This is a genomic window from Saprospiraceae bacterium (assembly GCA_016717265.1).
In the GTDB taxonomy this organism is placed as follows: Bacteria; Bacteroidota; Bacteroidia; order Chitinophagales; family Saprospiraceae; genus Vicinibacter.
On sequence record JADKFX010000001.1, the window covers coordinates 1,289,210 to 1,311,613 of the forward strand.

Sequence of the window (22,404 nt, forward strand, 5' to 3'; positions counted from 1 at the left end):
TGCTTTGAATACCAATGGAATAAAATTGAATTTACTCCTCTTCTCCGGATTCATCAGAAGGCTTTTCTTGTAACCAGAAAGTATTCATAGATTCTCCTTTTAAAAGATGTAATTGCTGAAGATTGATGAGTTCTAGAATTCCAAGAAAAATTACAATTGCATGAATTCTATTTTCACATCCTTCAAATAACATATCAAAACTTGCTTTCCCGTAATTCTTGATTTTCTGAATTACCTTTTCTTGTTCGTCAACAATTTCATATTCATAATTATAGATCTGATGAACAATTGCTTTAGGTCCTTCCGCAAAACGCATCATGACTTTTTGAAAAACCTTCATAAGGTTAAACAAATTCAAAGTTTCCCATTCTGCATCTACTAATGCTTTGCTGGCAAGAGATTCAAATTCTTTTTTAATATTTCCTCGGGGAATTCTAAAATAACGATCATCCTCCATGAGGCTCATTTCATCAATTACCTCGCGGATTGCTTTATATTCCAATAATTTTTGAACGAGCTCACGACGGGGATCGATTTCCTGATTATTTTCATCCAACTCCTTTCGAGGAAGTAACATCTTTGCCTTAATTCTAATGAGGGTGGCAGCAACTAATATAAATTCGCTGGCCAAATCCAGATTCATGGATTCCATTTGACGAATATATGCAAGAAAATCTTCCGTAATTTTGGCAATCGGGATGTCAGAAATTTCAAGTTCATCCCTTTCAATAAAGAATAACAGAAGGTCAAAAGGACCTTCAAATTGTTGAAGCTTAATTGTATATGTATTCATAATGACTCGAAAGGGCCTGCGAAGGTACGGCAAAAGGTTTTCCTTTCAAAGAATACATCCATTTTATTGATTTGGGTATTTAGAGCGAAACAACTCATCCAGATGGAGTGTCTAAAAGATATTCTAATTGACTTTTAATGTATTCAGCAGAGGGCTTTTTTAAATTCTTATGATGAAGTTCACTGAATTTTGGTTTTTGATAAGTTTTAGGTCTATTTTTCAAAGAAAGCAAACAGACAATCATCGAAGCGATTAGCTTATGATACAAAACAATTCTTCATTTTTAATTCTTCAATTTTAATTTTTCTTTTCCCTTACCTTCGTCCCATGAATAAAGGTATTCTTCATTTAATTCCGGTTCCATTAAGCGGAGGGAATTCCACCTCACTATGTGATGCATCTATTCAAGCAGCAAGGAGTTTAAATATATTTGTTGCAGAGCGGGCAAAAACTGCCAGACAATTTCTAAAAGAAATTAAGCATCCTGTTCCATTAAATGAATTGACCATTTATGAGTATCCACAAAAGGAAGTTCCAGAATTTGAAAAGGGTATTATAGATTTAATATTATCTGGAAGTAATATGGGATTGGTTTCAGAGGCTGGACTTCCATGCATTGCAGATCCAGGTTTTGAATTAGTCCAATTAGCACACGAACATCAAGTTCAAATAGTGCCATATGCAGGACCAAATTCAATGATAATGGCATTAATGGCCAGTGGTTTTAGCGGACAAGAATTTCATTTTCATGGTTATCTTCCTGCAAAGAAGGAAATTTTACGAAGCAAGTTAATACAGCTAAGTCAGGAGTTGAAAAGATACGGAATACCTCAAATTTTTATGGAGACCCCATATAGAAATAAACAAGTTTTAGAATTAGTAAAGCATAATGTTCCGGCGGATTTAAAATTATCAATTTCCTGTTCGTTAACAACGGATGTTCAATCCATAAAAACAAAGCGGGTTAGGGATTGGAATATGGCAGATTTTACAATCTATTTTGATCAACCGGCGATTTTTATTTTGGGCAAATAAAACAACTATGAATTCAATTCAATACATTTTAGTTCTTGTTTTTATAAATTCAATTGTAATTGCACAATCAGCAAATATTTTGGAAATAAAATCAAAGCAAAATTCTGTTTGTAATGATCAGACATGGAATTTAGTTTGGCAAGATGAATTTGATGGGAATCAATTAGATGTTTCAAAGTGGTTTAGTTATTATCCATATACTAATACTGGGATGGATACCTGTCTTCAATGCAGATCACTCGGTGGCGATCTTTTTATTTCAGATAGCAACCTGGTTTTTGAGGATGGAGTTCTAAAGATTATGGCGAAAAAACAAAAAGCTTCTTGGTTTGGAAAAGAATTTGAGCATACTTCTGGAAATTTGTTTTCAAAACAAGGATTCCTATATGGTAGATTTGAAATACGTTGTAAACTTCCAAAAGGACTTGGTTTGTGGCCTGCGTTTTGGACTTTAGGCGAAGGTGTAATTGAAGAAATTGATGTTTTCGAGATTAAAGGGAATCGAATGCGCAGATTTCAATCTAATTATCATCATTGTTATGATAAAGATAAAAAATGTCAAGACCTCGAATGGCACAGTTCGCCAGATTTAAGTTCTAAATTTAATGTTTTTGCAATTGAATGGGATCCTTATTTTATAAAGTGGTTTATAAATGACAAATTAGTAAGGACTTTAGGAGGTTATCAATCGATTAAATCAGAAAAGAGAATAAAAAATTGTACCCTTAAACCAGGAAATTATGTCCTCATAGAGAATTATCCAAAACATAAAGCGAGAATTATTGCCGGATTGGGAATAGAAGGAACAGGCCGTAAGAAGAAACTAAAGGATTCTTTATTTCCTGCTGCATTAGAAATAGATTATATCAGGATCTATCAAAGACCTGCCATAGAATAAACTAAATCCTGTGTTGCTGGACTTAAAATTCGATGATCAAGTGCTTTAAATGTGTAGCCCTGTAAAGTATAGTATTCTAAAACCTGAGGCAAAACAGCATATAATTTTTCAGCCGATTTTAAAGAATCATGAAATACAATTATAGAACCCGGTTTTGTATTTTTAAGTACATTTTGAAAGCAGTCTTCCGCGCTAATATGCGGGTCAAAATCACCACTCAAAACATCCCACATAATAATTTTATAATGATGTTTTAAAAGTCTTGTTTGCGAAGGTCTTAGTCTACCATAAGGGGGTCTGAATAATTTAGAACCGGATATCGCTGCTGCTTTTTTAACATTATTGAGATATACAAGATTGTCTGTTTTCCAACCCGATAAATGGTTATAAGTATGGCTCCCTATACTATGGCCACTTTCTATTATTTGCTTAAAGATTTGCGGGTGTTTTTCAATATTTTGACCTACACAGAAAAAACTGGCTTTTGCATGATATTGTTCTAATTGCTTTAATACCCAAGGAGTTACTACAGGTATTGGGCCGTCGTCAAAAGTTAGATAAATATCTGCTTCTTGGCTATCGACACGCCAAATCAGATCAGAAAACATATTCTGAAGAAACCGAGGAGTGAAACTCAGATACATGGATAAGCACAGGTTTATAGGTACCTACGTGTAAAGATGGAAAACGGATTCCAACTTTTTAACATTATTTTCATGATTAACAATATCTTATGAGCTGGAGTACAGATATTTGCAATCAATTATAATAATTTCTATGGATAGTTCTGTGCGATTGCGATTTGCCCCAAGTCCTACTGGTCCCTTACATATAGGTGGAATCCGGACAGCTTTATATAATTATCTTTTTGCAAGGAAGTATGGCGGAAGCTTTATTCTGCGGATCGAAGATACAGACCAGGGACGTTATGTTCAAGGTGCAGAACAATATATTATAGATTGTTTAAATTGGGTGGGTTTAGTGCCAGATGAAGGCCCTGGATTTGGAGGACCTTATGGACCGTATAGGCAATCGGATCGCAAACCTATATATGTAGAACATGCCTTGGCATTAATTAACAAAGGAGAAGCCTATTATGCCTTCGACACAGGAGAAGAATTAGAAAATTTAAGAGCAGCCAACGGAGGGAATCAAAAATATGATTTTGTTACCAGAAATCAAATGCGCAATTCATTGGTTCTTTCAGAGGATGAGACAAACCGATTGCTTAAGGCAGGATTGTCTTATGTGATCCGATTGAAAGTTCCTGAGAATCAAGAAGTGCAAATTGAAGACATAATTCGAGGGCAAGTAATTTTTAAAACGACGGAGCTTGATGATAAAGTTTTAATAAAATCAGATGGAATGCCAACCTATCATATGGCAAATGTGGTAGATGATTATTTGATGAAAATAAGCCATGTAATTCGAGGCGAAGAGTGGTTGTCTTCTACGGCACATCATGTTTTATTATACAGAGCATTTGGTTGGTTGGATCAAATGCCAAAATTTGCACATTTACCTTTAATTATGAAACCTACAGGAAATGGTAAATTATCAAAACGAGATGGTGCTCAATTTGGATTTCCTGTTTTTCCAATAAGCTGGCAGCCAAAAGAAGGGGAGTCTTTACTAGGTTTTCGCGAATTTGGATTTGAACCGGAAGCTTTATTAAATTTTTTAGCCTTACTTGGTTGGAATAATGGTACAGAACAAGAAATCTATTCAATGGAAGAATTGATTCAGGCTTTTTCATTAGAAAAAATTGTAAAATCAGGAGCTCGTTTTGATTTTGAAAAAGGAAAATGGTTCAATCAACAATACTTGCATCAAAAATCCGGGTTTCCTTTTATTCAAAGAATCAAAGACGATTTTATAAACAATGGAATTCAAGTTTCAGACGAGATCGCTGTGCAAATTTTTGATTTATTTAAAGACAGAGTATTGTTTTTTAAAGATTATTTGCAATTAGGAAAAGTATATTTTTTGGAATTAGAGTCCTATGATTCTGAATTCATAATAAAAAAGTTTAAGCCAGAATTTATTTCAGTTTTGCAATCCGTTTCTGAAATTTTAAATCATTTGGAATTTTGGAATCCGGAGCAAATTGAAGTTGCATTAAAAGAATTTTTAAAATCTGCTGCGATTAAACCTGGAGAATTGTTTCCGTTATTACGTGTTTTAATTAGTGGTATTCCAACAGGACCTGATGCTTTTAAAATGATTTCATTTTTAGGTCGGGAGAAAATGGTTATCAGAATTTATAAATTTATTGAGTTCATAAATACTAAAAAGCAAGAAGCATGAAGATTAAATTTTGTGGAGCGGCACGAGAAGTAACTGGTTCGTGTCATTTAGTAAGCTTGGATAATGGTTATAAAATTTTATTGGACTGTGGTTTGTTCCAGGGAGGTGTTGAGAATATTGATGAGTTGAATGCGACCTGGAGTTTTCAGCCTGCTGAAGTGGATGTCTTAATTTTATCACATGCTCATATTGATCATTGCGGTAGAATCCCAAAGTTAGTGAAAGATGGATTTCGGGGAAATATCATATGCACCCATGCAACGCGTGACCTGGCTTCGATTATGTTGATGGATACAGCACATATTCAGGAGCGCGACGCAGAGTATAAAAATAAACGAATAGACAAAAAGAGACAATTTCATCCAAATTCGAATGCGCCAAAAGTGAAGCCAATTTATAATGCAGCCGATGTTGCATTAGCAATGAAACTATTTGTATCTGTTTCATACGATCGTTGGATTGATGTGGCGAAAGGGATTAAAGTTTTATTTACAGATGCGGGTCATATCTTAGGCTCAGCAAGTATAAATCTTGTAATAAATCAGGGAGGTGATGATTTTAGACTTGCATTTTCTGGAGATATTGGACGGCCCAATAGACCTATACTAAGAGATCCTCAGGATATGTTACCTGCAGATGTGATTATTACAGAATCAACTTATGGCGATAAATTACATCTTGAGAAACCTGCTGAAAAAGAACGATTCTTAAGTATTATACAACAAACATGCTTTCAAAATAGAGGTAAGTTAATTATTCCGGCCTTTAGCTTGGGAAGAACGCAGGAATTGGTTTTTATTTTGGATCAATTAGTGAATGAAGGTAAACTGACGAATTTACCCGTATTTGTGGATAGTCCATTGGCAGTAAATGCAACGGATATTTTTAAAGCCCATTCTGAATGTTTTGATGATGAATTGCACCGATATATTATTAAGGATCCCGATCCATTTGGGTTTAAACGTTTGAGTTATATAACAGATGTAAATGAATCAAAAAAATTAAATACAAGTAAAGAACCCTGTATCATTATTTCTGCTGCTGGAATGTTAAATGCAGGTAGAATTCAGCATCATGTTTATAATACTATTGAGAATCCTAAAAATACGATTTTGTTAGTAGGGTATTGTTCTCCTCAAACTCCAGGTGGGCAATTGCAAAGAGGAGCGGATACGATTCGATTATTTGGGGATGATATGAAAGTCAATGCAAAAGTTGAAATCATGGATTCTTTTTCTGCACATGGTGATCAAAAGGAAATGCATCATTTTTTAACAAATCAAATGAATACTTGTAAACAATTATTCCTTGTACACGGAGAATATGAAACACAAAAAGTTTACAAAGATTATTTAAATAATCATGGGTTTGCGAAGATTGAAATTCCTGAATTAAAACAAGAAATCGCGCTCTAGTTATTTAATTAATTTGCTGTGTATTGTAATAAATTGGATTGACTTGAATAGGTAGCAGAAATATTTTCTTTTGTAAACACCTTTTGGGTGTCGCCATATGCCATTAATTTTTGATTAATTAATATGACTCTGTCAAAATAATTTAGAACGCTATCTAAATCGTGATGGACAACCATTACCGTTTTTCCATCTGCAGCCAATTGTTTCATAATTTCGATAATCTTTTTTTCCGTTTTGATATCTACACCTACAAAGGGTTCATCCATTAATAAGATGTCCGCTTGCTGGCATAAAGCACGAGCAAGAAAAACGCGCTGTTGTTGGCCACCTGATAATTCTCCGATTTGTTTGTCTTTTAATTTTACAATATCCAATTGTTCTAAAGCATACGAAATGATTTCATGATCCTTGGTATGCATACGTTCTAATAGTTTCTTATGTGGAAATCTACCCATGGAGACAATATCATAAACAGTAGCTGGAAATTGCCAATCTACATCATCTTTTTGTGGAACATATGCAATATGTGTCAACATATCTTGTGCTGGGGAACCTAAAATTTTTATTTCTCCAGAGCTTATTGGAACTTCTTGCAAAATAGATTTAAAGAGTGTAGATTTTCCTGCCCCATTGGGACCAATTAATCCATAAATTAAACCTGCTTCAATTTTAAGATAAATATTACTCAGGACCCTTTTATGCTCGTAAGCAACGGACAATCCATTGACTTCAATTGAAAATTCAGCGGGATTTTTCATTTGCGTCTTTTAAGAATTAAAATAATTAATAATAGAATTGTCAATATACCAGGAATCCAATAGAATAAGATTTTATTTGAATCTGATTTTGCAGGTATAACATTTTCTTGTATACTTTTGCTGAGAGCTTCTGCGATCGTATTTGCATTATTTTTCAACATCTGGATATACGTTCCAGCGGGTCCAGTGGTATCGCCAAGGGAGTCTGCAAATAATTTACCTCCGATGGTAATATTATTTTCTTTACTCATTTGCTCCATGAGTTTAGGATTTATGGTGCTTTCGATAAAAATAGCGGGTATTTTTTTCTCTTTTATTAAATGATTTACTCTTATAAAATCTCCAGTCTGCACATCAGCTTCTGTGGAAGTACCTAATAAAGATTCCACTTGTAAACCGTACCGATTTCCAAAATAATGAAATGCATCATGCGAAGTTATTAAAATGCGTTGTTGTTCAGGAATCGTATTTATTTTTTGTTGAATATATTGATTTAATTCTTGCAATTCCTTTTTGTAAATATCTAAATTGAATTGGTATTCTTTATCATGTAAAGGATCTAAAGCGATGAGTGCTTTTGTTATGTTTTCGGCATAAATAATTCCATGTAAGGCATCCATCCAGGCATGAGGGTCTGTAGAATTTTTAAATTGAGGATTCGTTATGGGAGTGATCCCTTCTGTTATAATGATAGATTTTGCTTTTGATCCGGAGGAAGTAATTAATTTTTGAAGCCAGCCTTCAAACGTAAAACCATTAATTAAAATCAGGTCTGCAGCATTCACTTTACGAATATCATTGGGTGTAGGTTCATATAAATGTGGGTCCGACCCAATGGGCACGATCACTTCCACATCAATCAAATTGCCTCCAAGAACGCTTGCCATGTCCGCCCACATAGATGCGGTTGCAAGAATTTTTGGTTTCGCCATTCCAGTTGTATAGAAAATTAAAATAAGGATAAAAGAAATATATTTTTTCATACTAAAATAATATTATGGTTTTACGAAAATATCTTGAGAAACTTGATGTGTAATTAAAACTTCTTGCTGATTATCTACTGAAAGCTTTAAGGATTGATCATATGCGCCAATTTCAAGAATTTGAATCATGGATCCAGGCTTTAATTGAATACTATCTAAGTATTTTAAAAAATCAGAATGATGCTTTCGAACGCCAAGCATAAGCACTGTTTTGCCGGGTTCTTTAACAGAAGCAAGGGCTACCTGATTTCTATATGTAAAACTCCCATTTTCGTTTGGAATTGGATCGCCATGAGGATCAAATTTTGGAAACCCAAGAAAAGCATCCAGTTTTTCAATTAATTGAATAGAATGAATATGTTCTAATTGCTCCGCCACTTCATGGACTTCATCCCAGGTAAAGCCTAATTTATCATGTAAAAATGCTTCCCAAAGTCGATGTTTTCTCAACAACATAATAGCAGTTTTCTGACCATCACGGGTTAAGTTTACGCCGTAATATTTTTCATAGGTAAGCATATTTTTATCAGAAAGTTTCTTAATCATATCTGTTACAGATGCACTTGTAGTGCCTAACTCATCAGCAATCGCTTTTGTATTAACGTTCTGATCTGCACTGTTTTGGGCAATTTTGTATATTGCCTTCAAATAGTTTTCTTCTGATTGGGTAAACATAGAGTAAAATTTAGGCAAAGCTAAAATAATATTTAAATATAACAAAATAAAAATAATAATGAATCAAAAATTTACAATTTTAACTGAAGTGATACGGTCGAGAAGGGCTATTTTTCCTCAATTTTATGAATCCGGGCAGATTTCTGATGATATTTTGGATTCAATTCTCGAGAATGCTAGGTGGGCTCCAACCCATAAAAAAACGGAACCTTGGCGTTTTGTAATTATTAAAAATGAAAAATTACAAGATTTATCCAATTTCCTGGGGGCATTTTATAAGTCAAAAACTACCGATGAAACGTTTGATCCTATTAAAATGAAAAAAGCAGGTGAAAAAGCACTTCAAGCTGCCTGTGTTATAGCAATATGTATTCACCGGAGTCCGGAAACATTGATTCCAGCCTGGGAAGAAACAGCTGCACTTGCTTGTGCTGTTCAAAATATTTGGTTAAGCTGTGCATCACTTGATATTGGCTCGTATTGGAGTACACCAGAGGCAATTCAGTCTTTGAATTTATTTTTAAATCTGGATCCCAATGAATCCTGTCTAGGTTTATTTTATATGGGTTGGTCAAAATATCAACCACCTGCTTCAATTCGGAAACCCTTATCTGAAATTGTAAAACGAATAGGCTAATCCAAATTGATTTAATTTATAGAGAAATTTTTACTTCGATATTATTTTCATTAAGGAGGAAGTTTTAAAACTGAAATAGGAAGTAATTTTACAAACTATTAAACGTTTCATAGTTTATTTGGTCTAATTGTATGATCCCTGATTTTATGAAATATTTTATTCTTAGTATCCTACAGTTGGTTTTGCATAGCTTTATAGAAGCACAATCATTGTATGACCTGTACACGATTCAAGAAGTTAAAATTACCTTCCCATTTAGCAATTGGGATCAAAAATTGGATTCTCTACATACGGTGGATTCGGATGCTCGGTTAATTGCAACAAAGCTCGAACTCAATGGAATAGTATATGACAGTGTTGGCATTCGTTATAAAGGAAATTCTACTTATAATGCAAACAGAAATAAAAATCCATTTAATATTAAACTGGATTTTATTAAGTCAAATCAAAAATACGATGGGCACAATACTTTAAAACTCTCCTCAGGGTTCATGGATCCAAGTTTTTTACGGGAAGTCATGGCGTATAAAATTGCAAGACAGTATCTTCCTGCATCCCTGGCAAATTTTATCAATGTTTATGTAAATAATATACTTGTCGGATTGTATTCAAATGTAGAAGATGTTGATAAGGATTTTTTATCCAATCATTTTTATTCTTCAAATAATGCATTTTTTCAATGCGATCGAATTGATAAGCAAATACAACTTCCTGGAAGCTGTCCGCCAGGTATGGTTGGATCTGCTTTGAAATATGTGACCCCAGATTCAGCTTGTTATTTTAATAATTATGAAAAAGAATCCGAAACAGGATGGAATGAGTTATTAAACATGATGTTTCATTTGAATCAGGATCTTGCAAACCTTGAAAATTACCTCGATGTGGATCGCGCTTTGTGGATGCTTGCTTTGAATAATTTTTTTGTAAATCTGGATAGTTATAGTGGATCTGGGCATAATTATTTAGTATATGAAAATAAATTGGGGCGATTTAATACGATACCCTGGGATTTAAATGAGTTTTATGGAGCTTTTACAAATGCTGGTGTTGGAGGGCAATTAACGGTGCTTCAAATGCAACAATTGGATCCATTACTTCATTTAAATAATTTAGAGCGCCCTTTAATTTCGAAGTTATTTTCTATTCCTAAATGGAAAAAAAGATATTTAGCACATTTATTTACAATCTTAAATGATGCAAAAAATGCAAATGCTTATGAACACGATGGATTGGTTTTGCAAAATCAAATTAGCGCCTCAGTATCAAATGATCGGAATAAGTTTTTTACAGATGCAGCGTTCATTGCAAATTTATATACTGATTTCACAAATTCAGGTGGAATGGGTGGGGCAAAGACCTATCCGGGATTAATTTCTTTTACAAATGCAAGAATTTCATTTTTATCAAATCATCCAAGCTTAATTGTAACAAAACCAAGTATCGAGCAAATACATAGTTTTCCTACAGAAATACATAAAAATGAAATCGTTTATATTGCTGCCAAGATATCTAATGCAAGCCTTAGCAGTTTATTTTACAGATATGGTCCAGAAGAAATTTTTAAAGAACTTATGATGTTTGATGATGGATTGCATCAAGATGGGATTGCCGGAGATAGTATATTTGGTGCAGCCATAAATATGCTTAACTATAGTTCTCTGCAATATTATTTATATTCTGAAAATGCAAATTCTGCATCCTTAATGCCTCCTAGAGCAGAGTACGAATTTTATACTTTGCAAGTGCAAACGGATACTTTTATAAAAGGAGATATTCTTTTGAATGAATTGCAAGCTTCAAATACGATTCTTAAAGATGAACATGGTGATTTTGATGATTGGATAGAGATTTTTAATAGCACAGATCATGCAATTTCTCTCAATGGCTTGTACTTAACGGATAATTTCGATAATAAATTAAAATGGAAATTTCCAGATACTGCGATTAATGCTAATTCTTTTTTGATTATTTGGGCCGATGAAGATGGTGGAGATGAAGGCTTACATGCAAATTTTAAATTGTCAAAATCTGGTGAACGCCTTGGCTTGTTTACTATAGATAGTGTTTCATTAGATGAAGTTGAATTCCCTGCATTGAATGATAATCAATCGTATGGCCGTTGTTTAAATGCCTGGGAGTATACAAGGAATCCAACATTTGGAATTCCAAATGATTGTAACATAACATGGGTTGCAGAATCGCCAAAATTTGAATATGTATTCTGTTATCCAAATCCTATTGATCAGCGTATTCAATTAGTGTTTAACAATGCAATTCCAAATTTAATTATTGCAACTGATATTTTAGGAAATATTATTTACAAATCTAAAACTATAGATTCTAAATTATTTACAATTATTTCTGATTCTTGGAAGCCCGGTCTGTATAATTTGCATTTCATATTTTCGGACATTCAAACATTTCAGAAAATAATTAAAAAATAAGGAAACTATATTTTAACGATTCCTTATTTTTTTGATTCATGTTCTATCAACCACATTGCATCTAATACGACCATGCTATCTATGGAAATACCTTTTTCTAGCGCTTTTATTCTTATTTTCTGAATCCAGGCTGAATCAGATGGAATATATTTTATTAAATTCGCTAAACGTTCTTCAAAATCTAAGTTTTGATATTCATTATTATCTACTAATCGACTTGTCCATTCAATAAATCCCCAGCCAAGATTTGTAAGATTTGCATCTGTTGAAATTATAATAAACACATCTTGATTGCGCAGTGCCTGTTTAAGTAAAACCTGATTTGCAAGCATGGACTTCTGTTTGTCTGGGCTATAAATTTCTCGATAATAATACCAAAAAGAACTATTTCCAAACGCATTTGGCAAACCCATTTTATAAATTGTCCAGTAATAGCTATCTGCAATTACCATGATATTAGATTTATTTTTTGTAGCAAAGTTTTCAAATGCTATTTGAGGATAAGCCAGCGCAGGACCTTTTAAAGGGAATATCAAATTGAGCCCTTTTTCAATATCATTATCTTCAAATCGCGCTTGTTCTTTGTCAATCTGATTCCATGACAATTCCGGAAGGTCAATATTTCTTGCGGATTCAATATAATGGATCAGTGAGTCTGCTACTAAACAAGCGCCATAATAACTCCAGTGAATGCCATATTTTGTATATAATGGATATGGTGCAGTGTTTTTATTTTGTAAAAAATAAGCATTAAAATCTATAAAATTAATACCAAGTTCATTCGCTAATTTTAAATGCCGTTCGTAATTCGTAGTAGTTCGAACAACATTTGAAGAATCTGGAAAATATTCTGGATAAAATTGACCTTTACTAGCAGCAAATACCAGGAGTACCAATTTATTTTTAGACGCTAAAGAATCTTGAATTTTTTTCAGATTTAACATTCTCGTGCGAATGCTATCTTCGCCAATAAAATCCTTACCAAAGTATGCTCTTAGGTAATTGATTTCAAAAAGATAATTTTCTTTTCCTCTGATTACAGAATTTGCATTCACTTTATCAAAAAGCGAAAAATCTATTTGATTGTTCAAACGAACAAAAGAGGGCTGGAATCCAAATTTGCTATTTAAATAGGATGCTTTTGCATTTTGAAAATGGCCATCAAGCCAACTTTTTTCATTTAGTATTGGATTGAATTTTTTTTCAATACTGCCACTTAATTCACGAACCTTAATAAATTGAAAACTACCTTGTAACCAAGGTATAAAAAGGATCGTTAGGATTACCCAAAATATCACTTTTCGTGGATCTGATTTTTTAATATCCATTCTTAAAATCTGAAATAAATAAATGGATTAAATCCAGTTGAACTAATCATAGCAATGCAAATACAAAATAAGATTAAGCTGCAAATCATCCAGATATAATGCATTTTTATAGAATATGTTGTAAAAAATATTTTATGCTGAATATCTTTTCCTGATTTGGTAATTGTAAAAAATGCAAAAATAAAAGCTATCATTGTGTAGAAGTAAAATTCTACATCCAAAGGAAGCGTATTTCCGGTTTGAAAACCAAACATATTTTGTAAAAATAAAAATGCATCTTGAATATCTTCTATTCTAAAGAATACCCAGCCAATCATTATTAAAAGAAAAATAATTGGGATGGTAATCCAATATCCAAGTCTGGCATAAATCGTAAGCAAGAAGCTTCTTTCTAAAATGAGAAACAAACCATGATAAGCACCCCACAGAATGAAACTCCAGGACGCACCGTGCCAGAGCCCGGAAGCTACAAATACTACCCACAAATTAAAGTATAAACGACTTGGCGTAACTTGATTTCCTCCTAATGGAATGTATAGATAATTTCGCATCCAATTTCCTAAACTTATATGCCACCGCCTCCAAAAATCTGTGATACTTTGGGCGGTATACGGGTTGTTAAAATTTTCAGGAAATTTAAAACCGATCATTTTTCCAATTCCAATGGCCATGTCTGAATATCCACTGAAATCAAAATAAATTTGAAATGTATAGGAAAGGATCCCTATCCACGCCATTTGAGTACCCATTCCTTCATAATTTGATTGAAATACCTGATCGGCATAAGCACCTAAATGATTTGCGATAATTACTTTTTTAGATAAGCCCAATACAAATCTGTAGAATCCTGTTAGCCGATTTTCATAGCATTCATTTTCGGAGCGATCTTGTATTTGATCTGCTAATTCATGATATCTGATGATAGGACCTGCAATGAGTTTTGGAAAAAGTATGATATAGGTTTGATAATCCCAAAAGTGATTTAAAGGTTTATGAATTTTTCTATAAACATCAACAACGTAGGTAATTGTTTCAAACGTATAAAATGAAATCCCAATGGGCAGTATTAATTTTGTCCAGTGAATGGATTGTGTGCTCACCAAACCGAGGACAGCATTCAAATTTTCAATAAAAAAATTTGAATATTTAAAATAGATTAATAAACCTAAATTCAAGGATAAAGAAACAATCAATAAAAGTTTTCGCTTCATTTCATTTGCGGATGAATCCATCCACTTTACAAGATGAAAATCGATATAGGTTGTAGCTAAAATTACAAAAATAAACTTTGGAGCTCCCCAACTATAAAAGAAAATACTAAAAATTAATATGATAAAATTCTTATAAGGCTTACTAACTAAATAATAACACAGTAAAAACAGTGGCAGGAAATAAAGCAAAAACACTACACTGCTAAAAACCATAAATGAATAGGAAGTTTAAGATTTATAATTTACTTTGTTCATAAGCTAGGAATTATTTTATTACGCGAAGCTTTTAAAATAGTTATGTTGCGTTATTTTTTCTTAGTGGATACCGTTTCATTTCCTGCAATACAGATCACCCATTCACCAACTATTTTTTCACTTTTAAGTTGCTCTTTTATTTCTAAAAAACTACCTGTAAAATAGCGTTCATAGATTTTAGAAATTTCTTTGGCAAAACAAGCTAGATGTTCTGGTCCAAAATGTTCCATAAGTTCATCTAAACATTTAAGGAGTCGATGCGGAGATTCATATAAAATTATTGTACAATTTAAATTAGCTATGAACTTTAATTGACTACTTCTACCTTTTTTTTGTGGAAGAAATCCATTAAAAAAAAATTTATCACAAGGTAAGCCAGAAGCAACAAGCGCCGGAACAAATGCGGTAGCACCCGGCAATGCAATTACAGGAATGTTTTCTTGCCTACAACTTCTCACCAATAAATAAGCAGGGTCCGAAATTCCTGGAGTGCCAGCATCGGTGACGATTGCTATGGATAGACCTTGTTTTAATTTATCGATGATGGCTTGAAGTGATTTATGTTCATTCTGGCTATGGAAACTTTTCAAAGATTTGTGAATATTAAAATGCAATAAAAGTTTATTGCTAACGCGGGTATCTTCAGCTAGAATTAAGTCAACTGATGATAACACGCTCAGTGCTCGAGGTGTCATATCAGTTAAATTTCCAATCGGTGTTGGAACCAGGTATAAACAAGGTTTAATTTCTTTTTTTTGTTCCATTCTGGAAAATCTCGTTTCCCTAATTATGATTGTTCAGATAGAGAATAGGTAAAAGTTTCTGTTATCATATTTGTGAGTAATTTCTTACAACTATTTTCTACAAGTTCTTTCGCAGCTGCTTCACTTTGAGCTTCAAATTGCATTTCTATATGTTTTCCGATACGCACATCAAGAACTCCCTGAATATCCAAATGCTGCATATTTTTTGCAACGGTTTTACCTTGGGGGTCTAAAAGCTCTTTATGAGGTAAGATGTCAATTTTTGCTTTATAAATTTTCATGTATTTTATTTTCGTTTTGAATAATATTATAATAGATGCTAACTAAAATATGAATAAGAATAACAACACTTAGGGCGACTGGACCAATCCAAATCCAACTTCCTAAAGCGATCAATTCAAGTACCAGAAGATAGCCATATTGGCGTAACCAGATTTTTGAAAAATGAATTTTTAATATTTTAATTTGACTGATCATTAAAAAGGAAAAAAGCAATAGAATACTGGTAAAGATATAGGGTTGCATTACCATGGATTGCAATTCATTTTTTTGCAAATTTAAAGCGTACAAACCTAAAAAAAACAAGGCATTTGCTGGCACCGGTAAGCCTGTAAAGAACAAATCCGTTCCTTTACTTTCTACATTGTATCTGGCCAATCGAAAAGCAGCCATAATTGCTACTAAAAATCCGACGTATGCCATATAACCCTGGTGTGGAAACCCGATGTTTAGGATTTGAAAACAAATGAATGCGGGAACAACTCCAAATGAAACGACATCAGATAATGAATCTAATTGAACCCCGAGTGCCGAAGCTTGATTTAATTTCCGGGCAATAAACCCATCAAAAAAATCAACCAGTGCAGCTGTCAAAATTAGAAAAATCGTAGCTTCAACCTGCCCTCGGTGAAGGCTCACCAAGGCACAACATCCAAAAAAGAGATTTAAAGCTGTTAAGATATTTGGTATCGTAAACATTTTATAAGCATAACGCGCAAATTTAATAGATAAAGCCGTGATAATGAAGCTGAATGGAATTCATCCTTTGACTAAAGTGGAATTTTCTTAGTTTTAAGCTGGAATTCAGCAATTTTAAATCACTTTTTTTATCTTAAAGGTGTCTTAATTGTATAAAATTGCGTTAATATTCTATAAATTCTTCGAATGACCAGGTTTTTAGTTTTAGTTCTATTCCTACTTATTTCAGGTTCCCAGCTATTTGCGCAACCCACCAATGATAATTGCAATACCCCTATTACTTTAACAGATATTACGAATTATTGCAGTAGGGTTGGTGAATTTACAAATGTTGATGCAACCCCCTCAGGATATGGTGCTGCCACCTGTTGGCCTAGTACTGGAAGAGATGTTTGGTTTAGATTTAGAGCTTTTTTCACAGATGTTAATATCACCATAATTGGTATAAATAATAGAAGTGGGGTTCCGGGAGGTACCTTATCCCGCCCGATGGTAGCATTATATCGGGGTGTATGCGGTGGAACTATATCAGAATTAAGATGTGGTGCCGATCTTGCTGGTAATGGAGCTTTAGGAATCTATCAAGGTGGACTGGTTGTTGGAGTTGATTATTATATCCGGGTGGATGGGATAAATAATTCAATGGGTACTTTTCAATTGTGCTTAAATAATTTTAATCCACCGGCACTACCTGGTCAAGATTGTAATACCGCTGGTGTACTTTGTGATAAAACGCCATTTGTTGTTCAAAAAGTTACAGGTGGGGGTAGGGATCCAGATGAAGCTGCAGCCTCCTGTCTTGGTGATAACAGTGCTAAAAATTCAGAGTCTTCTTCTGTTTGGTTTACCTGGATCGCTGCAAATGATGGGACCTTGACGTTTACTTTAAAGCCTTTAAACCCTTCTGATGATATAGATTATGCATTGTATGAATTACCCAGTGGTATTCATAAGTGTTCTGATAAAATACTTTTACGCTGTAATGCAACTGCACCACCATGTGCCGGACCAACGGGCTTAAATCTGACAGATCCTGATATTTCAGAGAATTTAGATTGCAATTCCGGAGAAAATGGGTATTGTAAATTTATTGATATGCAAAAAGATCATACCTATACGCTAGTCGTAAATAATTTTACCGATACCGGGATAGGCTTTTCTGTAGAATGGGGTGGGACAGGAGAGTTTGCAGGTCCGGTTGCAAATTTTGGAGTTGATCCACCTACCGGATTAAAATGTGAAACCGATTTTGTAGTTGCAGACTCCTCGACATTTGTTTCCGGAAGTATTCTTCGCTGGACATGGAATTTTGGTAAAGATGCAATACCTCAAACTGCTGTCGATAATGCAGCGGGTGTAAAACATTCGGTCAGATATAATTCCTTTGGTGAAAAATATATTTCGTTAACGATTATTACAGATATTGGTTGTCAAATAACAGAAATCAGAAGAATTTATGTGGAGCCATGCTGTGAAGATTTACCAACCCTTAGGATAGGAATTGATAGTACCAGAAACCTGAGTTGTTTTGAATCAAATGATGGAATGATCGCCTTCAATGGGAATCAAGGAACTCCTTTTGATGAAGATATAAATGGTGTTAAATCATTTTATTACCAGTATAGTTTAAATGGTCAAGATTTTAGCCCAACCAGCCGTTTTATTAATTTACCAGCAGGAACCTATACCGTTTACATACAAGATAGAAAAGGATGTACAGATTCTATTCAGGTGGTTATAACACAACCCGACAAAGTAGTTCCAAATGCTGGTTCAGATCTAGAAATTGATCTGGGAGATTTTATTGATTTAAATGCGACGGTAGTACCTGGAGGGATTTATAATTACAATTGGGAACGGGGTACAAATATAGATTGTATTAATTGTCAAAATACCAAGGCGTTGCCGATCAATGATGGCTATTATACAGTCAGAACTACAAATGAAAATGGATGTACTGGATTGGATTCATTTTTTGTGCGAGTGCGAAAAAACTATGATGTTTTTACACCGAATGTATTTAGCCCAAATGGGGACAATATTAATGATTTCTTTTTTGTAGGTGGAAGTAAATCCATTGCAAATGTTGACTTGCTTCAAATATTTGATCGTTGGGGAAATTTAATTTATGAAGGTAAAAATTTACAACCAAATAATCAATCTATCGGTTGGAATGGACGATTTAAAAATCAATCCTGTAATCCTGGTGTTTATGTTTATTTAATAAAAGCCCGTTTTTTAGATGATCATGTTTTAACTGAAAGCGGCGATCTTTCTTTATTAAAATGAGCAAACTTAAGTTTCCGTATTTATTTTCATTTTTACTAATTTTTCTCTTTCATTGTACGGAGGAACGCAAAGAAATGTCTGATAATGATGCAGGAAAATTGATTAATAAAGAAGTCCTAAATGATGTAAATGTTATTTACAGTGATTCTGCAAAAATCAAAATTCGCATTGTTGCAACAAAGATGATTCGCTATACAGAGACAGGACAAGAAAAAGAAGAATTTCCAGATGGTTTTCAAGCATTTTTTTATGATGATCAGCAACAATTAGTAAATACCTTAGCTTCAAAATATGCAATGAGAGTGCGAAGTGAAGGAAAAACATATATGAAAGACAGTGTAGTTTTTACAAGTATAAATCAGGAAGTCTTAAAAACTTCAGAACTTATTTGGAATGAAACCTTAGGACATATCAGTACTGACAAATTTGTACGAATTATTAGAAAGGATGAAATGTTACAAGGCTATGGTTTTGAAACCGATCAAAATTTTAGATCGGGTACCATTAAATCTATTGATGCAATTATTCCTTCTGAGAAAATGTACAAAGAAGAAGACAAGTAAACCAATCAATAAAGTCTTCCAGACGATTAAGAAAGGAACATAAAATTGTAAACAACAGGCTTTTAGTATTGCATTTTATGGTTCTGGGATTCAATCGTTTTTAATATCATTTGGTATCCAAATTAAGGTACATTTTTGTATTTAAAATTGCTTTCTAATGGAATTCAGGTTTTTTAGACATTTGGATACACTCATTCAGAGTTCCTTGTATCTTTGCTTCGAGTCATGATGATCTTTTATATTCTACTTTTTCTATTACTAATTGCCTTATTTTCAGGAGCGGAAATAGCGTTCATTACAGCTAATAAATTAGCTGTGGAAATTAAGAAAAGCAGAGGCAGTGGAAGTGGTTCCATACTCTCCAAATTTTTTGAACGTCCGGATGACTTCATAGCAACCTTATTGGTTGGAACGAATATTTCAATCGTAGTACTCACCTATTTACTTACGGATTATTTGCATGGACCCTTGACTTTGATTGGTTTGAGTCCGGGACTCTATATTTTTATAAATACCCTGATTGTTACACTCATTATTTTAATTTTAGGTGAATTTCTTCCAAAAGCATTTTTTCGATTATATTCTAATAGCTTTTTGCAATACACTGCTTATCCTTTATTATTTTTTTATAAACTACTTTTTATACCATCTCGTTTTTTATCGAAGATTGCGAATTATGTAATCGTTAATTTATTAAAACAACCCATCAATAAAGTTCGTCCCAGATTTAGTTTGATTGATTTAGAAAATTACTTGCACGGGCCGATTAGAATGGCAGATGATGAAATTGATACCGACATTTTCAAGAATGCTTTAAATTTAAGGCAAATTCGAGTGATAGAATGTATGGTTCCTCGAACAGAAATGGTATATGTTGATTTAAATGATTCATTGGATACTTTAATTAACACATTCGCCGAATCCAAATTGTCGCGCATCATTGTAATAGATGGAGATATTGATTATGTAATGGGCTATATTCATCATCAACAAATGTTTAAGAAGCCAAAGGATATTAAATCCATTGTAATGGATTTGCCTTTTGTACCGGAAACATTGAATGTATATGATTTAATGTTGCGAATGAATAAATTGCGCTTATCCGTTGCTTGTGTGGTAGATGAATTTGGGGGTACTTCTGGTATCATAACTTTAGAAGATATACTGGAAGAAATTTTTGGAGAAATTGAAGATGAGCACGACAAAGAAGAATTACTAGAGCAACAAATTTCTGAAACAGAGTTTATTTTTTCTGGTAGGTTGGAATTGCAATATCTAGAGAATGAATACAATATTAAATTGCCAGATGGGGAATATCATACACTTTCCGGATATTTGGTCACTACCACAGGTTCTATTCCAGAGCAAGGTGAAGAAATAGATCAGGATGGATATAAATTTATACTGGAAATGGTAAGTGATACTAAAATTGAAACGATTCGGATGATTCAAAATTCTTAATTCCTCTTGGATCCTTTGATTTAGATTCAATAATTTTATTATTTAGCCATTCTCAGGCAGATTGATTCTTTAAGCTTATAATACTTTGCTTTAGGTCGGATTGTATTTGATTCGTTTAATTCGTTTTCCCTTTTTGTCAAACCAAAGTTCATCCTTACAATCTGGATCTCCATGATAGTTAAAGGTAATTTCTTTTCCAGCTGGAATATTTTTTATAGCAACAACCTCAATCGCTTCGTTTTCAAAATCAAAGATATATTCTGCATTGGGTTTGTAAGAATGGTTATAAAGGGAACCATAACCAAGGGCAATGGCGGCCTCTTCATCCTGTTCACCCCAAACAAAATAATAATCGTGCAATTCTGTTTCATGAATGATATCCACTTCATTTTGAGGAATTCTGAGAATAGGACACACTTCAATTAAAGATCCAGCTGGAATATCAATAGCTGAAAACACAGCTCTTCCTTTGTTTTTGATTTTAGAAATGTAGAGGCCCTGGATTCTTTGCATACATATATTTTTTTTGTATACAAAAGTATTAGCTTTGTGTTACTTTTTCATTAAGGTATGCAAGACGTAAAATTATTTTCAGGAACTTCGTCCAGATATCTGGCGGAAAGTATAGCGGATTATTATGGCTATTCATTGGGGAATCTAGATTTGATGCGGTTTAGCGATGGTGAAATGCAACCCGTGATCAATGAATCTGTGCGGGGTATGTTTGTTTTTTTTATTCAATCTACCTATGCTCCATCAGAAAATCTATTTGAGCTACTTCTCATGATTGATGCTGCAAAGCGGGCATCAGCAAATTATATATCGGCAGTAATTCCATATTTCGGCTATGCACGGCAGGATCGGAAAGATAAACCAAGGGTCCCAATTTCTGCGAAGTTGGTAGCCAATTTGTTGCAAGCTGCCGGAGCAGATCGCATTATGACTATGGATTTGCATGCGGATCAAATTCAAGGATTTTTTGATATCCCTTTAGATCACTTAAAAAGCGAGGCCATATTTATGCCTTATCTGGAAGAAAATACCCATTCACAAGTAGTTTTTGCCTGCGCTGATGTTGGTGGTGTAAAACGGGCTCGATCCTACTCCAAACATTTTGGCAGAGACCTGGTAATTTGTGATAAGTATAGAAAAAAAGCAAATGAAGTCGAAAGTATAACGGTTATAGGAGATGTCAAAGGCCGGGAGGTGATTCTTGTCGATGATATTGTCGATACAGCAGGTACCTTATGTAAAGCAGCAGATGCATTAATCGAAAAGGGTGCTATTAATGTGAAGGCTATTTGTACACACCCAGTACTTTCTGGAAAAGCATATGAAACCATTGAGGCATCCAGGATTTCAGAAATGATTGTAACCGATTCTATTCCACTGCGAAAGCAAACGCCAAAGATTAAGGTATTGAGCTCAGCAAAATTATTTGCCAAAGCAATCCGAAATACACATGAACATCGTTCGATAGAAGCGCTATTCGTTGATAAATAAGGCATTATCTATTATTTATCGTCAGTTTTGAAGAAAAAATAGGGATTTATTAAATTCTGTTAATATTTTACAGGTTTTCGGATTTTTCTTATCTTTGCGCTCCCTTT

Annotated in this window: 21 protein-coding genes; 10 read left to right on the plus strand and 11 right to left on the minus strand. The window is 33.7% G+C overall.

All coding sequences use genetic code 11. The features are described from left to right. Positions 1-31 precede the first annotated feature (31 nt). Positions 32-793 (minus strand): segregation/condensation protein A, encoded by a 762-nt coding sequence (locus IPO86_05030; protein MBK9727465.1) that lies wholly within the window; start codon positions 791-793, stop codon positions 32-34. 327 nt (positions 794-1,120) lie between these two features. Between IPO86_05030 and IPO86_05035 the strand changes: the two genes are divergently transcribed. Beyond that, positions 1,121-1,828 carry an SAM-dependent methyltransferase gene (locus IPO86_05035; GenBank protein MBK9727466.1) on the plus strand — a complete coding sequence of 236 codons (708 nt, stop codon included), beginning with the start codon at positions 1,121-1,123 and terminating at the stop codon, positions 1,826-1,828. A 7-nt stretch (positions 1,829-1,835) separates the two neighbouring features. Then, the gene (locus IPO86_05040; GenBank protein ID MBK9727467.1) at positions 1,836-2,726 is read left to right on the plus strand and encodes a glycoside hydrolase family 16 protein; all 891 of its coding nucleotides are present in this window, start codon (positions 1,836-1,838) and stop codon (positions 2,724-2,726) included. On the opposite strand, the gene IPO86_05045 is transcribed toward IPO86_05040, so the two are convergent. Further along, complete coding sequence (locus IPO86_05045; GenBank protein MBK9727468.1) at positions 2,705-3,370, minus strand: polysaccharide deacetylase family protein; 666 nt, start codon at positions 3,368-3,370, stop codon at positions 2,705-2,707. The two genes, IPO86_05040 and IPO86_05045, sit on opposite strands and share 22 nt — an antisense overlap. Before the next feature lie 133 nt (positions 3,371-3,503). On the opposite strand from IPO86_05045, the gene IPO86_05050 reads away from it, so the two are divergent. After that, positions 3,504-5,033, plus strand: coding sequence for a glutamate--tRNA ligase (locus IPO86_05050; GenBank protein MBK9727469.1), 1,530 nt, complete (start codon positions 3,504-3,506; stop codon positions 5,031-5,033). Continuing rightward, positions 5,030-6,448 carry an MBL fold metallo-hydrolase gene (locus tag IPO86_05055; GenBank protein ID MBK9727470.1) on the plus strand — a complete coding sequence of 473 codons (1,419 nt, stop codon included), beginning with the start codon at positions 5,030-5,032 and terminating at the stop codon, positions 6,446-6,448. The genes IPO86_05050 and IPO86_05055 overlap by 4 nt, the downstream gene beginning before the upstream one ends. Positions 6,449-6,456: 8 nt before the next feature. On the opposite strand, the gene IPO86_05060 is transcribed toward IPO86_05055, so the two are convergent. The 3 genes from IPO86_05060 to IPO86_05070 are packed head-to-tail and all read right to left on the minus strand — an operon-like array spanning position 6,457 to position 8,864. After that, on the minus strand, positions 6,457-7,206 hold the full coding sequence (locus tag IPO86_05060) for a metal ABC transporter ATP-binding protein (protein MBK9727471.1): 750 nt from the start codon (positions 7,204-7,206) through the stop codon (positions 6,457-6,459). Continuing rightward, positions 7,203-8,189, minus strand: a complete 987-nt coding sequence (locus IPO86_05065) for a zinc ABC transporter substrate-binding protein (protein ID MBK9727472.1) — start codon at positions 8,187-8,189, stop codon at positions 7,203-7,205. The genes IPO86_05060 and IPO86_05065 overlap by 4 nt, the downstream gene beginning before the upstream one ends. Before the next feature lie 12 nt (positions 8,190-8,201). After that, positions 8,202-8,864, minus strand: a complete 663-nt coding sequence (locus tag IPO86_05070) for a metal-dependent transcriptional regulator (GenBank protein ID MBK9727473.1) — start codon at positions 8,862-8,864, stop codon at positions 8,202-8,204. 58 nt (positions 8,865-8,922) lie between these two features. Between IPO86_05070 and IPO86_05075 the strand changes: the two genes are divergently transcribed. Both IPO86_05075 and IPO86_05080 read left to right on the plus strand, forming a co-directional pair. Further along, complete coding sequence (locus IPO86_05075) at positions 8,923-9,501, plus strand: nitroreductase (protein MBK9727474.1); 579 nt, start codon at positions 8,923-8,925, stop codon at positions 9,499-9,501. 146 nt (positions 9,502-9,647) lie between these two features. Beyond that, positions 9,648-11,945, plus strand: a complete 2,298-nt coding sequence (locus IPO86_05080) for a CotH kinase family protein (GenBank protein ID MBK9727475.1) — start codon at positions 9,648-9,650, stop codon at positions 11,943-11,945. Between the two features lie 23 nt (positions 11,946-11,968). On the opposite strand, the gene IPO86_05085 is transcribed toward IPO86_05080, so the two are convergent. From IPO86_05085 to pssA, 5 genes are all read right to left on the minus strand, one after another. Further along, positions 11,969-13,273, minus strand: coding sequence for a hypothetical protein (locus IPO86_05085; protein MBK9727476.1), 1,305 nt, complete (start codon positions 13,271-13,273; stop codon positions 11,969-11,971). Positions 13,274-13,275: 2 nt separating this feature from the next. Further along, on the minus strand, positions 13,276-14,697 hold the full coding sequence (locus tag IPO86_05090) for an MBOAT family protein (GenBank protein ID MBK9727477.1): 1,422 nt from the start codon (positions 14,695-14,697) through the stop codon (positions 13,276-13,278). A 92-nt stretch (positions 14,698-14,789) separates the two neighbouring features. Then, positions 14,790-15,503: a 16S rRNA (cytidine(1402)-2'-O)-methyltransferase gene (rsmI, locus tag IPO86_05095; protein MBK9727478.1), complete on the minus strand. Its 714-nt coding sequence runs from the start codon at positions 15,501-15,503 to the stop codon at positions 14,790-14,792. 23 nt (positions 15,504-15,526) lie between these two features. Continuing rightward, positions 15,527-15,784: a phosphoribosylformylglycinamidine synthase subunit PurS gene (gene purS, locus IPO86_05100; protein ID MBK9727479.1), complete on the minus strand. Its 258-nt coding sequence runs from the start codon at positions 15,782-15,784 to the stop codon at positions 15,527-15,529. Beyond that, entirely contained in the window at positions 15,771-16,481 is a 711-nt protein-coding gene (pssA, locus tag IPO86_05105; protein MBK9727480.1) for a CDP-diacylglycerol--serine O-phosphatidyltransferase, read from the minus strand. The genes purS and pssA overlap by 14 nt, the downstream gene beginning before the upstream one ends. Before the next feature lie 186 nt (positions 16,482-16,667). On the opposite strand from pssA, the gene IPO86_05110 reads away from it, so the two are divergent. From IPO86_05110 to IPO86_05120, 3 genes are all read left to right on the plus strand, one after another. Further along, positions 16,668-18,770 carry a gliding motility-associated C-terminal domain-containing protein gene (locus IPO86_05110; GenBank protein MBK9727481.1) on the plus strand — a complete coding sequence of 701 codons (2,103 nt, stop codon included), beginning with the start codon at positions 16,668-16,670 and terminating at the stop codon, positions 18,768-18,770. Continuing rightward, positions 18,767-19,333, plus strand: coding sequence for an LPS export ABC transporter periplasmic protein LptC (gene lptC, locus IPO86_05115; protein MBK9727482.1), 567 nt, complete (start codon positions 18,767-18,769; stop codon positions 19,331-19,333). The genes IPO86_05110 and lptC overlap by 4 nt, the downstream gene beginning before the upstream one ends. A 225-nt stretch (positions 19,334-19,558) precedes the next feature. Next, entirely contained in the window at positions 19,559-20,794 is a 1,236-nt protein-coding gene (locus IPO86_05120; protein ID MBK9727483.1) for an HlyC/CorC family transporter, read from the plus strand. A 90-nt stretch (positions 20,795-20,884) separates the two neighbouring features. Here IPO86_05120 and IPO86_05125 read toward each other — a convergent pair whose 3' ends face one another. Beyond that, a complete protein-coding gene (locus IPO86_05125; protein ID MBK9727484.1) occupies positions 20,885-21,307 on the minus strand; it encodes an SET domain-containing protein-lysine N-methyltransferase in 423 nt (140 codons plus the stop codon). Positions 21,308-21,364: 57 nt separating this feature from the next. Here IPO86_05125 and IPO86_05130 point away from each other — a divergent pair, with 57 nt between their 5' ends. Continuing rightward, positions 21,365-22,297, plus strand: a complete 933-nt coding sequence (locus IPO86_05130; GenBank protein MBK9727485.1) for a ribose-phosphate pyrophosphokinase — start codon at positions 21,365-21,367, stop codon at positions 22,295-22,297. The last annotated feature ends 107 nt before the right edge of the window (positions 22,298-22,404 follow it).